The sequence below is a fragment of the Flagellimonas sp. S3867 genome, from assembly GCF_014698935.1.
Taxonomy (GTDB): domain Bacteria; phylum Bacteroidota; class Bacteroidia; order Flavobacteriales; family Flavobacteriaceae; genus Flagellimonas.
On record NZ_JACVMN010000002.1, the window covers coordinates 32,760 to 46,668 of the forward strand.

At 38.8% G+C, this 13,909-nt stretch carries 17 protein-coding genes; 8 read left to right on the plus strand and 9 right to left on the minus strand.

Annotation, left to right across the window (positions count from 1 at the left end):
• Positions 1 to 112 precede the first annotated feature (112 nt).
• Positions 113 to 721: a SatD family protein gene (locus tag IAG46_RS07870; protein WP_190809811.1), complete on the plus strand. Its 609-nt coding sequence runs from the start codon at positions 113 to 115 to the stop codon at positions 719 to 721.
• Positions 718 to 1,440, plus strand: a complete 723-nt coding sequence (locus IAG46_RS07875) for a DUF3307 domain-containing protein (protein WP_190809812.1) — start codon at positions 718 to 720, stop codon at positions 1,438 to 1,440. Before IAG46_RS07870 ends, IAG46_RS07875 begins: the two co-directional genes overlap by 4 nt.
• Before the next feature lie 85 nt (positions 1,441 to 1,525).
• On the opposite strand, the gene IAG46_RS07880 is transcribed toward IAG46_RS07875, so the two are convergent.
• The 3 genes from IAG46_RS07880 to IAG46_RS07890 form a co-directional block, all read right to left on the minus strand.
• Complete coding sequence (locus IAG46_RS07880; protein WP_190810836.1) at positions 1,526 to 1,948, minus strand: nuclear transport factor 2 family protein; 423 nt, start codon at positions 1,946 to 1,948, stop codon at positions 1,526 to 1,528.
• Between the two features lie 100 nt (positions 1,949 to 2,048).
• Entirely contained in the window at positions 2,049 to 3,014 is a 966-nt protein-coding gene (locus tag IAG46_RS07885) for an alpha/beta fold hydrolase (protein ID WP_190809813.1), read from the minus strand.
• A 68-nt stretch (positions 3,015 to 3,082) separates the two neighbouring features.
• Entirely contained in the window at positions 3,083 to 3,637 is a 555-nt protein-coding gene (locus IAG46_RS07890; protein ID WP_190809814.1) for a TetR/AcrR family transcriptional regulator, read from the minus strand.
• A gap of 243 nt (positions 3,638 to 3,880) precedes the next feature.
• On the opposite strand from IAG46_RS07890, the gene IAG46_RS07895 reads away from it, so the two are divergent.
• From IAG46_RS07895 to IAG46_RS07905, 3 genes are all read left to right on the plus strand, one after another.
• The gene (locus IAG46_RS07895) at positions 3,881 to 4,612 is read left to right on the plus strand and encodes a hypothetical protein (protein WP_190809815.1); all 732 of its coding nucleotides are present in this window, start codon (positions 3,881 to 3,883) and stop codon (positions 4,610 to 4,612) included.
• Positions 4,613 to 4,766: 154 nt separating this feature from the next.
• The gene (locus tag IAG46_RS07900; RefSeq protein WP_190809816.1) at positions 4,767 to 5,756 is read left to right on the plus strand and encodes a hypothetical protein; all 990 of its coding nucleotides are present in this window, start codon (positions 4,767 to 4,769) and stop codon (positions 5,754 to 5,756) included.
• A 47-nt stretch (positions 5,757 to 5,803) separates the two neighbouring features.
• Positions 5,804 to 6,316, plus strand: coding sequence for a hypothetical protein (locus IAG46_RS07905; RefSeq protein WP_223826628.1), 513 nt, complete (start codon positions 5,804 to 5,806; stop codon positions 6,314 to 6,316).
• Between the two features lie 52 nt (positions 6,317 to 6,368).
• Here the strand turns inward: IAG46_RS07905 and hemL are convergent, their stop codons facing one another.
• The 4 genes from hemL to IAG46_RS07925 form a co-directional block, all read right to left on the minus strand.
• Positions 6,369 to 7,646, minus strand: coding sequence for a glutamate-1-semialdehyde 2,1-aminomutase (gene hemL / locus IAG46_RS07910; RefSeq protein ID WP_190809817.1), 1,278 nt, complete (start codon positions 7,644 to 7,646; stop codon positions 6,369 to 6,371).
• A gap of 88 nt (positions 7,647 to 7,734) precedes the next feature.
• Complete coding sequence (locus IAG46_RS07915; protein WP_190809818.1) at positions 7,735 to 8,586, minus strand: glucosaminidase domain-containing protein; 852 nt, start codon at positions 8,584 to 8,586, stop codon at positions 7,735 to 7,737.
• Positions 8,583 to 9,488, minus strand: coding sequence for a 1-aminocyclopropane-1-carboxylate deaminase/D-cysteine desulfhydrase (locus tag IAG46_RS07920; RefSeq protein ID WP_190809819.1), 906 nt, complete (start codon positions 9,486 to 9,488; stop codon positions 8,583 to 8,585). The genes IAG46_RS07915 and IAG46_RS07920 overlap by 4 nt, the downstream gene beginning before the upstream one ends.
• A 9-nt stretch (positions 9,489 to 9,497) precedes the next feature.
• Positions 9,498 to 9,827, minus strand: a complete 330-nt coding sequence (locus tag IAG46_RS07925; protein WP_190809820.1) for a hypothetical protein — start codon at positions 9,825 to 9,827, stop codon at positions 9,498 to 9,500.
• Between the two features lie 159 nt (positions 9,828 to 9,986).
• Here IAG46_RS07925 and IAG46_RS07930 point away from each other — a divergent pair, with 159 nt between their 5' ends.
• Together IAG46_RS07930 and IAG46_RS07935 are read left to right on the plus strand one after the other, a co-directional pair.
• On the plus strand, positions 9,987 to 10,148 hold the full coding sequence (locus IAG46_RS07930) for a DUF5522 domain-containing protein (protein ID WP_190810838.1): 162 nt from the start codon (positions 9,987 to 9,989) through the stop codon (positions 10,146 to 10,148).
• A 65-nt stretch (positions 10,149 to 10,213) separates the two neighbouring features.
• Positions 10,214 to 10,792 (plus strand): DUF4136 domain-containing protein, encoded by a 579-nt coding sequence (locus IAG46_RS07935; protein WP_190809821.1) that lies wholly within the window; start codon positions 10,214 to 10,216, stop codon positions 10,790 to 10,792.
• 102 nt (positions 10,793 to 10,894) lie between these two features.
• On the opposite strand, the gene IAG46_RS07940 is transcribed toward IAG46_RS07935, so the two are convergent.
• Positions 10,895 to 11,362, minus strand: coding sequence for an Lrp/AsnC family transcriptional regulator (locus IAG46_RS07940; protein ID WP_190809822.1), 468 nt, complete (start codon positions 11,360 to 11,362; stop codon positions 10,895 to 10,897).
• Between the two features lie 186 nt (positions 11,363 to 11,548).
• On the opposite strand from IAG46_RS07940, the gene IAG46_RS07945 reads away from it, so the two are divergent.
• Positions 11,549 to 13,315 (plus strand): aromatic amino acid hydroxylase, encoded by a 1,767-nt coding sequence (locus tag IAG46_RS07945; protein ID WP_190809823.1) that lies wholly within the window; start codon positions 11,549 to 11,551, stop codon positions 13,313 to 13,315.
• Here IAG46_RS07945 and IAG46_RS07950 read toward each other — a convergent pair.
• Positions 13,283 to 13,909 carry a DUF4230 domain-containing protein gene (locus IAG46_RS07950; protein WP_190809824.1) on the minus strand — a complete coding sequence of 209 codons (627 nt, stop codon included), beginning with the start codon at positions 13,907 to 13,909 and terminating at the stop codon, positions 13,283 to 13,285. The two genes, IAG46_RS07945 and IAG46_RS07950, sit on opposite strands and share 33 nt — an antisense overlap.

A 13,909-nucleotide genomic window follows, 5' to 3' on the forward strand; every position in this document is an offset into this window, starting at 1 on the left:
CTCTTCTTTTTTAGAATTTCAAATAGTTATCGGTTATTTTACAGATATTATCAATTATCGGCTATTTTACAGATATTTGCAATTATCGGTTATTTTACCGATATTTGTATTTATGATTGCAGCAATAGCCATAATAACCGGAGATATCATTAATTCTAGGAAGGATATTCCTGAAGCTTGGTTGCCCAACCTAAAAAAGGTATTGAACAAGTACGGAAAAGAGCCCAAGCAGTGGGAAATATACCGTGGTGACAGTTTTCAGATGGAAATATCACCAGAAAAAGCATTGGAAGCGGCCATTCACATAAAAGCTTGTCTAAAACAAAAAAAAGGTATTGATGTACGTATGGGTATCGGTATAGGTGAAAAAGATTATAGCTCTGAAAAAATAACCGAATCCAATGGTTCGGCCTTTGTATTTTCAGGGGAATGTTTCGAGAATTTGAAAAAACAGACCTTGGCCATAAAATCCAATTCCGAGATATTCGACACCCAAATCAATCTTATGATACAACTTGCCTCATTAAGTATGGACCATTGGTTGCCGGCCACTTCAAGAATTGTAAAGACAGCTTTGGAACACCCCGAAGCCAATCAAAAAGAATTAGCCGCACTATTGGGTAAATCACAAAGTAGTATAAGCGAAGCTTTACTTCGTGCTGGATTTGATGAAGTGAAAAAAATGATCCAATTTTATATATCCCAACTCACAGAACTATGATTTTATTCGCCTTAAAATTGATTCTAGCCCATTTTCTGGGCGATTTTGTATTTCAACCTGCCCATTGGGTCGAAGATAAGCTTGAGAAAAAGTGGAAATCCAAATACCTCTATTGGCATATCGGTGTACACTTGTTGGCATTACTCCTTTTGCTTCAATTTAACCAGTTGGGCGTTATTGCGGTAATCATTGTTTCCCATTATCTAATCGATTTGGCCAAGCTTGCCTTCACCAATGAGAAAAATTACAGATGGCTCTTTGCCATAGATCAGCTGCTGCATATTGGGGTTATCATTGTAGTGGTTTATTGGACAACCCCATTTGAAATTGATTTCCAAACACTATTCGGAGAGGAAAACCTACTATTTCTAACATTCTTGGCATTTGTGACCTATGTATCTGGTATTATCATGAGAATGTTATTGGCACCTTATTATGCTGAAGTAATTAAAGATGACCATACTGAAGGTGGTTCACTTAAAAATGCGGGTAAATATATCGGAATGTTGGAACGGTTGTTCGTATTTGGTTTTATTCTGTTAAATCAATGGGCAGCTATCGGGTTGTTGATAACAGCTAAATCGGTTTTTCGATTTGGTGACCTAAACAAAGGTAAGAACAGAAAACTCACTGAGTATGTATTAATCGGTACATTATTAAGCTTTGGCTTGGCCATTTTAGCCGGAATGCTGTACAATTATTTGGTGGAGACCCTATAAAAAAAGTCGTTTTAACTTCACTATGTGGTTTTAGTTTTCAATCTCCTTCTATTCCAATAAAATTTGAAACTGGAAAGGGTAAAAGCTACCCCAACCGTCGCTCCTCCTCTTTTATCGGCACATCATTAATACTCGCAAAGCGTTTTTTCATTAAACCTTTAGCATCAAACTCCCAATTTTCATTACCATAGGCACGAAACCAATCACCATCTTTGGTTTGGTATTCGTATTCGAAACGAACAGCAATGCGATCATCTCCATGAGCCCAATATTCCTTTTTCAATTTATAGTTGCGCTCGTTTTGCCATTTGTCCGTTAAGAATTGTTGAATCTCCTCACGCCCATGCACAAATTGGGAACGATTTCGCCATTCACTGTCCACCGTATAGGCTTTGGATACCTTAACCGGGTCCTGGCTATTCCAGGCACCTTCGGCTAGTTGAATCTTCTGTTTTGCTGTGTCCAAAGTAAAGGGAGGAACTGGTAATTTTATCTCGTCTTCTTTCATCATGTTTTATACTAATTTGTAATTACAACTAAGTCGTAAAAACATAAAAAACACTACCCGCAGCATCATGAAAAAAATGTGCTACGGGCAGCGAACCTAATTACTGAATCTTGTTCTTTTTTAAGAAATTGTCAATGTAGTTGGCAATTTCATCTCCTTTTTCTTCCAAGGCAAAGTGGCCCGTGTTCAATAAATGGATTTCTACATTTTTTAAATCCCTTTTATATGGATGTGCCCCAGCTGGTGGAAAAATATAGTCGTTCTTACCCCATACGATCAAGGTTGGTACTTGGTACTCACGAAACAGTTTTTGCCATCCAGGATATCGGTCCACATTCGTACGGTAATCATAGAACATGGCCAATTGGATGTCATTGTTTTCAGGACGGGTCAAATGTTGCAAATCTACGTTCCAGTTGTCAGGGCTAATTTTAGTACTGTCCTGCACACCATGTAAGTACTGCCATTTTAGACCATCTATTTGATGGAATCCTTCCAGAGCCTTCCCGTTTTCAACGGTGTATTCGTTCCAATACTTTTTAAGGGGAATCCAGAAATCCACCAAACCTTCGTCATAGGCATTCCCATTTTGAACGATAAATGCATCTACACGTTCTGGGTGCTTTTCAAAGATTCTATACCCCACCGGTGCACCATAATCCATTAAATACAAACTATAGCGGTCTACCTTAAGTTGCACCAAAAGCTCATCAATAATCTCCGCAAAATTGTCAAATGAATATTCAAATTCCGACATTGGAGGTTGTGAGCTACGCCCATAACCGGGGTAATCGGGTGCAATTAAATGGTACTTGGATGATAGGTCTTCCATCAAATTGCGGAACATGTGCGAAGAAGTCGGATAACCATGCAATAAAAGCAAGGTGGGAGCATCTTTGGGACCCGCTTCCCGGTAAAAAATATCCAATCCGGACACCTTTGCGGTGTGGTAGGTGGTTGGATAATCTTGTTTTGTTACGGACCTTCTTTTGTTTTGTCCGTTAAGGTTCGAGGCGACCAATACCGCCAATGTAAAAAGTGCTACAATTGTTTTTCTAGTTTTCATTGTTTTTAATTTAATTGTTGTTATCATTGATTTACCGAACGTTCGGTAATTTTAATATTCAAATTTTTTTAGGTTTTATATCGGTTTTCTATTTGCTGGATTGCATTTTGAAAAGGTTCTGTTGACCCCATAGCTTTGGATAATACCAAACTGCCCTGTACCTCAATAAAGCTTTGCTTGGCCATTTGCGTGGCAGTATCCTTGTCCTTCCCAACGGCTTTTCCAAGAATACTGAACGACTCCAACCATTGGTTGATCCCCTTTTCTATCTTCTCTCCAAAAAGGGCCATTCCCGTGTCCATAGAAAGCGAACGATATAGACAAACCTCCCGTCCTTCATTATAAACAGCATTGATATTAGCCAAAGCCTCTCTCAAACGTTCAGTTGGTGCTATCTTAGCATCGGACAGTACATTGTAAACCTTATTAATTACCCACGATTCCATAAAATCAAGCACGGCAGCGGTCATTTCTTTCTTCCCTCCTGGAAAACGATGGTACAGACTAGCTTTTTTTAGACCTGTAGCTTCCGCCAATTCATTTAAACTTGCCCCATCATATCCCTTTGCTCGGAACACCGACATTAAGCCGTTTAAAATTTCTAGATCTGATACTTTTGCCATTCTCATAGGACAAATGTAATTAAATTTTCAATTTTACCAAACGTTCGGTAAAGTTTTAACATTTATTTAAATGCTGTAAGACAAAAATCGAACAATTAGCTAGTTGGATTACAATCAAGAGCGCTAAATAATTTTAACTATCTTGTAATCAACAAACTCCCCCTATTTTTTTATAAAGTGCTAGTTGCATATCCCCATGCACTAATTAGCTACGCAATTTTCTAACCACCAAAAAATAGCGCAATGGATCGTTACAAAAGCCTGTACAAATGGATGATCATTCCCATGGTCTTTATGCAATTTGGAATTTTCAGGGACTATTGGGGAGATTTTACCGAAAACGGCTGGGCCGTACATGTGCATTACTGGACTGGAACCATCTGGTATCTGTACTTGATCATACAACCGTATTACGCCACCCACGGTAAATTGGAAAAACATCGAACAAATGGCATTATAGGTATGTTTTTGGCTGGCGGCGTTTGTATTACAGCCTTTAGCATGTTGTTTAGAGACATTACCAATGCCAATGATTCAGCTCAATATAGAGACAACTTTGGCCCTTTTGAACCTTGGTTCTTTATTGGAGTAGCTGCGGTGGAAATTGTTATGATATTGGCCTTTGGTTATGCGGTGATCATGAGTATTATAAAACGAAAAAGCCTGGAAGATCATGCTTGGTGGTTAATCACTACGGTATTCTTAATAATGATGCCCGCTTTAGGGCGAGGAATCCAAAACATTTATGTTTTAATACACTTAGAAGAATGGCCAGCTATTGATATTATGACCCCGGTCTATTTTACACAAGCTCTTATTATTGGTATGATTCTCTTGGCAGCATGGAAGTATAAAAAACTAAAACACCCAGCTACTTATTTGGCCATATTCGTGAATATTTATACCTGTTTTTTAGAACCTTTAGGCCGTTCTCCAGCGGTGGAAGCTTTTTTACGGGCTGTTATTAAGGATTAGATTCAAAAATTAGGGAAAAACCATAGTTTTTTTAGGATTTTATTGTAACCATATATTAAGTAGAAATATTACTTTAACATTTATATGTTCCTCCACAACATGTATTAGTTTAAACTGAGTTTTTAATATTACCTCAGGTATAAAAATAGACGTTATGACCACGATAAAGGGAGCAATACGTTCTTACGGAGCAGCTGTGCGAAGAATGGAAAGGGAACAACAAAGACAAGCCCGTGAAGCAGCGAAAAAAATTAAGCAACAGCAAAAATTAAAAGAAATTCAAAATTCAACCCAAGCTGTTGCAGATTGGGAAAACTATGTTGACACAATTCAATCTGTCCATAAGAATTGTACCGAACCAATAGATTGGAAACAAATCGAAAATACTACCAAACCGATTGAGCCTCCTTTTGAAGGTAATTTCGAACTTGCCGCTAAATACAAATTGGACAACTTTAAGCCATCATTTTTTGACAAAATATTTGGTTCTACTCAAAGGAAGGTAAATGAATTAAATGAAAATATGAATGAAGCTAAATCAAAGGACAAAAAGAAATATGATTCAAATTACCAGAAATATTTGGAAGAGCTTCAAAATTGGGAAGAGCTTCAAAATATAAGCAAAGGAGTTAAAAATAGGGACCCTGAGTATTATAAAAATGCTCTTGAATATTTTGAGCCTTTTTCTGATATTGGTGAGTTAGGGAGCAAAATAAATTTTGCCTTTGACCAAAATTTTATTGATATTGATTTGTATGTAAATAGTTTGGATGTTATTCCTGATTATGAGCTAAAACAAACTTCAACTGGTAAACTTTCAAAAAAAAGTATGTCAAAGTCGAGGTTTAATGAATTGTACCAAGATCATATTTGCAGTGCTTCAATAAGGGTTGCGCGCGAAGCTTTCGCATACTTACCAATTAGCTATGCTCGAATTAATGCTTTATCCAAAATTGTAAATTCAACAACTGGACATCTTGAAGAGCAACCTATATTGTCTGTAATTTTTCTGCCTGAAACAATTAACTCATTAAATTTAGAAACTATTGACCCCTCCGACAGCATGAAGAACTTTGTTCATCAAATGAGTTTTAGCAAAACAAAAGGTTTCTCAATCGTTCAAAAGGCAGAACTGAAAAAATAATATTTATACAAAGACAATTTTCAGCAATAAATCGTAAACAACTCATAATGAGTGTCATAAAAGAAATGACTTTTACGAAAAAGGACAAAAACTACAGATATAATATGATTAAGGGAAGAATTGCAGAAACCCTTATTCAAGAACTTTTTTTAAGCTTAGGTTATAATGTTTTTCGTTATGGTATGGAAAACACTATCCCAGGCATTATGGATTTACTTAAAGGTGTTCGGTCCGATGTTTCTGACCAGATAAAAAGAATGCCAGATTTTGTTATCCAGAATCAAAATACCAAAGCTGTTTATTTCATTGAAGTAAAGTTCAGAGCTAACGGTGAGTTTACACACAAAGATTTGCCAAAAGATTATCCTTATGACAATGCTTATATTGTTTTAGTTTCTAAAAAACATATTAAATGTATTACTGTTCTGGAACTAAAGGATAAAAAAGAAATCACTCCAAACACCAAAAACTATTTAGGAAATAGAAAAGAATTTGATTTAGACAAAAATGTAATTCGAGACTTTTGTGCCTTTGCGGTCAAGTTTTTTGAAAATGTTTAAAAAAATAAACTTTAGTATATCCTCTCTGCTCCGTCCAAAACATTTGTAGTGGTTAAAAAGTAGCTTTTAATGCATCAACAGTCTTGTCCAAATCGGTATAGCTTAAAGCGTCATTCAAAAAGTAGCTTTCAAATGCCGAAGGCGGTAAATAAACCCCCTGCTCCAACATCCCATGAAAGTACTTTTTAAAGGTATCGTTATTGCCTTTGGTAGAGGAAGCAAAATCTACCACAGGTTCTTCACAAAAGTGCACAGAGATCATGCTGCCATAGCGGTTAATCTGATGGGTAATCCCTTTTTCGGTCAATACTTCAGCGATACCTTTATGCAAGTATGTTGTTTTCTCAGCCAAACTCGTAAACACTTCTGATCTGTTGTTAAGTTCGGTAAGCATAGCAAGCCCTGCACTCATCGCCAAAGGGTTTCCACTTAAGGTTCCAGCTTGGTATACCGGTCCTTCTGGTGCCAAATGGGCCATAATTTCCGCCCGGGCCGCAAAAGCCCCTACGGGAAGTCCGCCACCGATTACTTTTCCGAACATTACAATATCGGCATCAATACCCAAAGCTTCCTGAGCACCTCCTTTTCCCAATCGGAATCCGGTCATCACCTCATCAAACAACAACAAAATGCCTTCTTGAGTACAGATATCTCGTAAACCCTGAATAAATTCATCCGTTGGAATGATGCATCCCATATTTCCGGCAACAGGTTCCAGAATCAAGGCTGCAATCTCACCTTTATTGGCTTCAACCAAAGCTTTTACACTTTCCAAATCGTTATAATTGGCCAAAAGGGTATCTTTTGCAGTTCCTTGGGTCACTCCAGGACTGTTGGGACTTCCAAAGGTCACTGCCCCACTCCCAGCCTGAATCAAAAACGAATCGGAATGGCCATGGTAGCAACCAGCAAACTTGATGATCTTATCTTTTCCAGTATAACCACGCGCCAAACGCACTGCACTCATACAGGCCTCGGTTCCGCTATTTACAAAACGAATCTTATCGATATTAGGCACCATTGAAACTGCTAGTTGGGCCAACTCGGTCTCAATTTCGGTGGGCATTCCGAAGGAAGTTCCTTTTTTGGCTTTTTCTATTACCGCATTGATTACAGGTTCATGGGCATGACCCAGAATCAGTGGCCCCCATGAGGCAATGAAATCGATAAGCTGGTTGCCGTCCTCATCATATAAATAAGCTCCTTTGGCTTCTTTTACAAAAATGGGGTCACCCCCCACAGCTTTGAATGCCCTTACCGGGGAATTTACCCCTCCGGGAATGTATTTTTTGGCCTCTGCGAACAGGGCACTGCTTCGTTGGTATAGCATTTAGTGTTCTATTCTATAATGTCAGTTCGAGTGCAGTTGAGAAAGATTTTTTTAACAGTCACGTCTCGACTGTACTCGATATGACAGCTTATTTTGATATTTCTTTCCGGATATTGAGCACCTGCCCAATGGAAATAGTATTGTTGTTCAGGTTATTGATTTGTTTGAGTTCATCCACCGAAATGGCATATTTACGGGAGATGGCGTAAAGCGTTTCCCCTTGCTCCACCACATGGGTAAATACTTCATATTTTTTGGGTGCTCGAACGGTTTCCAATCCTCCGCGTACAACTTCTTCATCATACTCGTCCAAATTGTATCTTTCAATTAGGGCAATCAACTTTTGCGGATATTTACGGTCTGTAGCATACCCAGCCTGACGTAAACCATAGGCCCATTTTTTATAATCGTTGCGTCTGTAGTTAAACAGGAATTTGTACCGTGATCTTGAAGAAAGGAAAATACTATGGTCCCGGAACGAATACATGGGGTGGTTGTACTTTCGGAAGCACTCCCCCTTAGCATCATCGTCGTGAAAATCGAATTCTCCGTCCCATCCGGTATGGCATTTTATCCCAAAATGGTTGTTGGTCTTTCGGGTAAGCGCACCTCTTCCTGAACCACTTTCTAAAATACCCTGTGCTAAGGTAATACTGGCCGGAATGCCAAAAGCTCTCATTTCGTATTTGGCCATTTCGGCAAAAGTCTCAATGTATTCTTGGGTGTCAGCGATGGGAAATTTTACAAATCGACCCGGGTTGACAGGTAAGGGATATAATTCAGAATCTTTGGGTCCATCTTTTGGAAGTCCTGCGTTGGGATTTCGGTCTTTTTTAACCTCTACAACGGGTTTGGGTTGACGGGTTACTGTCCTTTTTTTGGATTTACAACTTGTAAACAACACAACAAGTACCAAAACATATCCTATTCTCCTGATCATATGTCCAACAACGGTAAATTTCTTTTCTTTAGTGCAAGATTCATGCCTTGTATGCCTTGCAGCCCCCCGGTATGGATGGCCAAAATTTGGGTTCCTTTTTTAAAAGTATCCTTTTTTATCAGATCAAAAATACCAAAAAGCATTTTTCCGGTATAAATGGGGTCCAAAGGAATGCCTGTTTCTTTTTTAAAGGTGTTGATGAAATCAATTAAGCTAGCATCCACTTTGGCATATCCTCCAAAATGATAATCAGAAATTAGATTCCAATTTTCATTTCGGGCAAATTTACGGATATCTTCTTTTAGAAAATCGCCTTTGAGCGCCGGGAAACCCCAAACCGTTTGATGGCCTTGTGCAGAGTTGATGAGTCCAGCTATGGTTCCGCCAGTCCCAACACAGCTGCAGATGAAATCGAATACAGCATCGGCTTCGGTCAAAATTTCCTCGCAGCCTTTTACAGCCTGTGCATTCGTTCCACCTTCAGGTAAACAATAAAACCTTCCGAAAAGAGATTCCAGTTCTTCCGTAAACTCTTTTTCATTCTTTTTTCGATAATCACTTCGGGAAACAAAATGAAATTCCATTCCATGCTCGTGCGCCAATTTCAAGGTCGGGTTTCCCTGCCAATTGTCTTTTAACTCTTCCCCACGAATTACTCCAATCGTTTTGAAACCAGTTTCCTTACCTGCACAGGCCGTAGCAGCTATATGGTTGGAAAAAGCCCCGCCAAAGGTGAGCAAGGTGGTATGGTTTTGTTGTTTTGCTTCGAGCAGGTTGTATTTGAGCTTTCGGTATTTGTTTCCGGAAATATGTGGGTGGATGGTATCCTCCCTTTTAATATAAAGGGTCACTCCTTTTTCCTCAAGAAAGGGTAAATCTATTTTTTGATTGGGAACAAACAAGTTGTGTGATTAACGCGTCAAATAGTCTAAAAAACCAAAAGATTTTCTACGCGCAAGATACTCTTTATCCTCTTCATTGGCATAGGCCTCGCGTTCAAAACTAATGTTTTGGTAAGCTCTGTAACTATCCAAATAAAGTATGGTTCTAAGTAACCATTCCGCAACATAAAAGATGTAAAATGGGAGTATCAATAACTCTTGCTGTTGTTTTAGGTGTATGCGCTCATGATTGATGAGTACTTCATCTTTTTTGAGGTTATCCTCTTTTAAAAAGATAAATGGCCAAAGGGATAGGCCTACATAATTTCGATAAAAGAAATGTTTAAAAACTAATATCACTCTAAAACTATAATAGGTTTCCTACAAAGATAGCCTCCAAGATATTAGAAAATTGGATTGATCCGATGATAGCATTAACAATTTCGGTGAACTACTTAACAATTGCACAATTGGTGCTTTTCATCGGAATACTGTAATTTTATGTTGGTTTCGATTTTTATGAAGGAATATATTCCCTTAGAGGAGGGCGATTTTTACATTTCGGAGGAAGGTTATAGGGTATTTACCAAGCAATATCACCTTAAAAGAGGGTATTGCTGTGAGAGTGGTTGCCGGCATTGCCCTTACGGTTACGATAAAAAAACCAACACAAGGCGTTAGAGCTATCTTCGGCATAATATTTGTGACTTATTTTAGTGATTTCGTTGAACTCAAAAAAGATTACTATGAAAAATTTAAAACTGTTTTCCCTGGCTGCCCTTGCAGTTATTTTTTTGGCATCCTGCACTTCGGTAAGGGTGGTTTCCGATTATGATAAAAAAGCTGATTTTCAAACTTTCAAATCCTATGCCTTTTATAAAACTGGTATAGACAAAGCTCAAATTTCAGATTTGGACAAGAAACGTATCCTCCGAGCAATAGAAAACGAAATGAGCTCTAGAGGTTTTGTTAAATCCCAGCAGCCCGACGTTCTGGTAAGTATTTTTACCAAAGAACGTGAACGCGTCGATGTCTACAACAACAACTTTGGTTGGGGTTATGGTGGTTTTTACAATCCTTGGGTCTGGGGCCCTGGATGGGGCTGGGGCTGGAACAACAGGCCCAACGTAAGCACCCGTACTGAAGGGTCGCTATATATAGATGTAATAGACGCCAAAAAGAAAGAATTGGTGTGGCAAGGTCGTGGTGTTGGCACCTTGAACAATACCAAGAACATTGAAAAGAAAGAGGAGCGCATTCGTGAGTTTGTATCTCATATTCTTAAGGAATATCCTCCATCTACAACCGCGGTTGCCGCTAACTAGAAAATACTTAACAGAGCGAAGAATCCAAAGTAGCTGAATTGAAGGTGTTCATCGAAGTTGGAAAGGTGATGTGGATTCTTCGTTCTTTTTTAATTTTATCCGCTACAATAGCGGAAAGGTATTTTCGTTCTTGACCTCGTTTAAAACAAATGCACTTTTTACAGCCCCTATATTGGGCAACGTTGCAATTTTGGTCTTCGCAAACTTGTAATAAGCGTCCAAGTTCTTCACGATAACTTTTAACAGAAAATCAAACTCACCTCCCACCACAAAACATTCTGTAACTTCGGAAAATTGTTTCATCTGATTTAAAAAATCATCCATCAAATGACCTTTTTGGGCTTCCAGTGAAACAAAACTGAATACGGTAATACTACTCTCTACTTTTTCCTTATCAATGATGGCCGCGTAGTTTTTGATAAAACCTTCATTTTCCAATCTTTTGATGCGCTCATAAACCGGCGTTTTGGTCAAACCAAGTTGTTCCGCTATGTGTTTTGCCACCGTTTTAGCATCTTTTTCCAAGATTTTTAAAATCTCCCTATCAATGACATCTAACTGGGCTTGCATACTTTTTCCTGTTTTGTCGTTATCAATACAACAAAAATATCATTTATTCCTGAAATATATCCTAATTCTAGTCTTTATTCCTATTCAATTTCATTTAACATGTTAATTTTTCTATTCATTGTATATTTATAGGAAGTTATCAATTTTTAAATTTTAATGATTGAATAACTTGAAAATCGAATTCCTATGAAAAAAAGCGCATACGAAAGCAATCCCATTCTAGATAAGCTTCCTGAGCATTTAAAGCAGTTTATAAAGCCTCAGGATTATGAGGACTACTCCGCCATTGATCAAGCCGTTTGGCGTTATGTGATGCGCAAAAATGTGGATTACTTGAGCAAAGTCGCTCATCAGACATATGTGGAAGGATTGGAACAGACCGGAATTTCCATAGACCATATCCCTAACATGTATGGCATGAACCGCATTTTAAAGGAAATTGGTTGGGCGGCTGTTGCCGTTGATGGTTTTATCCCTCCCTCTGCTTTTATGGAGTTCCAGGCCTATAATGTATTGGTAATTGCTTCAGATATCAGACAATTGGAAAATATCGAATACACCCCTGCACCGGATATTATTCATGAAGGGGCGGGCCATGCCCCAATCATCGCCAATCCGGAATATGCCGAATACCTTCGACGATTTGGGGAAATAGGAAGCAAGGCGATTTCCAGTGCCAAGGATTATGAACTCTATGAGGCCGTAAGGCACCTCTCCATAATCAAAGAAGCCCAAGGTACCTCCCAAGAAGAAATTAATAAAGCTGAAAAACATATTGAACACCTACAGGAAAACATGGGCGAACCCAGCGAGATGGCCCTAATTCGGAATTTACATTGGTGGACCGTGGAATATGGATTGATAGGAACCATTGACAATCCGAAAATTTATGGGGCAGGGCTACTCTCATCTATTGGGGAAAGTAAATGGTGCATGCAAGACGAGGTGGTTAAATTACCCTATACCATTGAAGCCGCACATCAAGCTTTTGACATCACTAAACCCCAACCCCAGTTATTTGTAACGCCTGATTTTGCATTCCTAAGTCAAGTATTGGAAGATTTCGCCAATACCATGGCCTTGCGTACCGGTGGACACTCTGGATTGCAAAAATTGGTTAACTCCAGAGCCTTGGGTACCATCGAACTTAGTACGGGATTGCAAATATCAGGGCAATTCAATTCTATTATCGAACATGAAGGCAAACCCATTTATCTAAGAACCGTTGGGCTAACAGCCTTGGCGTACAGGGAAAAGGAATTGGTTGGACACAGTACCGAATATCATCAAGAAGGATTTGGCTCACCTTTAGGAAAGTTGAAAGGCATTAATTTGGCCATTGAAGATATGGGGCCAAGAGATTTGAAGGCCTATAAAATTTATGAGGGCGAACAAGTTTCCCTTGAATTTGAAGGCGGGGTTAAAGTGGAGGGTACCATTATCACTGGAACCCGAAATCTGCAAGGTAAAATCCTGTTGATCACCTTTAAGGATTGCAAGGTAACCCATGATGGTACTATATTATTTCTTCCAGAGTGGGGACTCTACCATATGGCCGTAGGCCAGGAGGTTGTTTCGGCATACAACGGTCCCGCGGACTTGAACAGTTTTAACCTGATTACCCACGAACTAACCGAAACCACAATAAAACCAAAGAAAAGCGCTTCAAGAACACAATTAGAACTGTACTATCAGCAAATAAGGGATTTCAGGGAAGGTACAAACACTACCATCTCCCGAAACAAGGTTTTCAAGGAGCTTCAGGAAAAATATCCTGAGGATTGGTTATTATCCGTTGAACTTTTTGAACTGGCTAAAAAAGGCAATGATTCTGGGTTTCAAAATGAAATCAAAGCACATCTCGAAACCGTAAAACAAAGCAACCCCAAAGTTGGGCATTTGATTGATGGTGGTATTGAACTAGTCGAGCTTAGTTTTACCAAGGTTGAGTAATTGGTCGTAAGAAGCTATGTTTTTTTGATTGTACTCCAAAGTCCATCCCATTGAATTGGAAAGCACGTAGATTCGGGAAAGTTCGCTTACCAACCTATTCTCGGCATTGGATTTTAACGAGGATGCTTCAATTTTTCGCATTAGTGAAGCATTTACATTTTCCTTAATGGCGTTGTAATCCTCAGCTTTAAATGGGTTAAAGTAATCCGCCGTTACATCATAATACTCAAAATCAGGATTGACTTTTATCTCTGGTTCGGGAATTGATGAAATCTTAATAATTTTTTGGGTCTCATCCAACTCATAAGCTATCTTGCCCAAATCATAAGAAATAGTCGCTTCAGCATTTACAACCACCAATGCTTTTTTATCCGCCGTTACCAAAGACCCAAATAATTCCTTGGAATCTGCATAATTGTACACCTCCACAAAATGACCTTCGGTCACAATAAGTTTGGATACGTTTTTTAATTCTTGCTGAATCAACAAAGAACTTTCTTTGAGCAGGGTAGCCCGTTCATTATAATCTGTACAGGATTTGTAGATCAACACAGAAGCAAGAGCTATGATTGCACCAACAAGAACTTTTTTCAT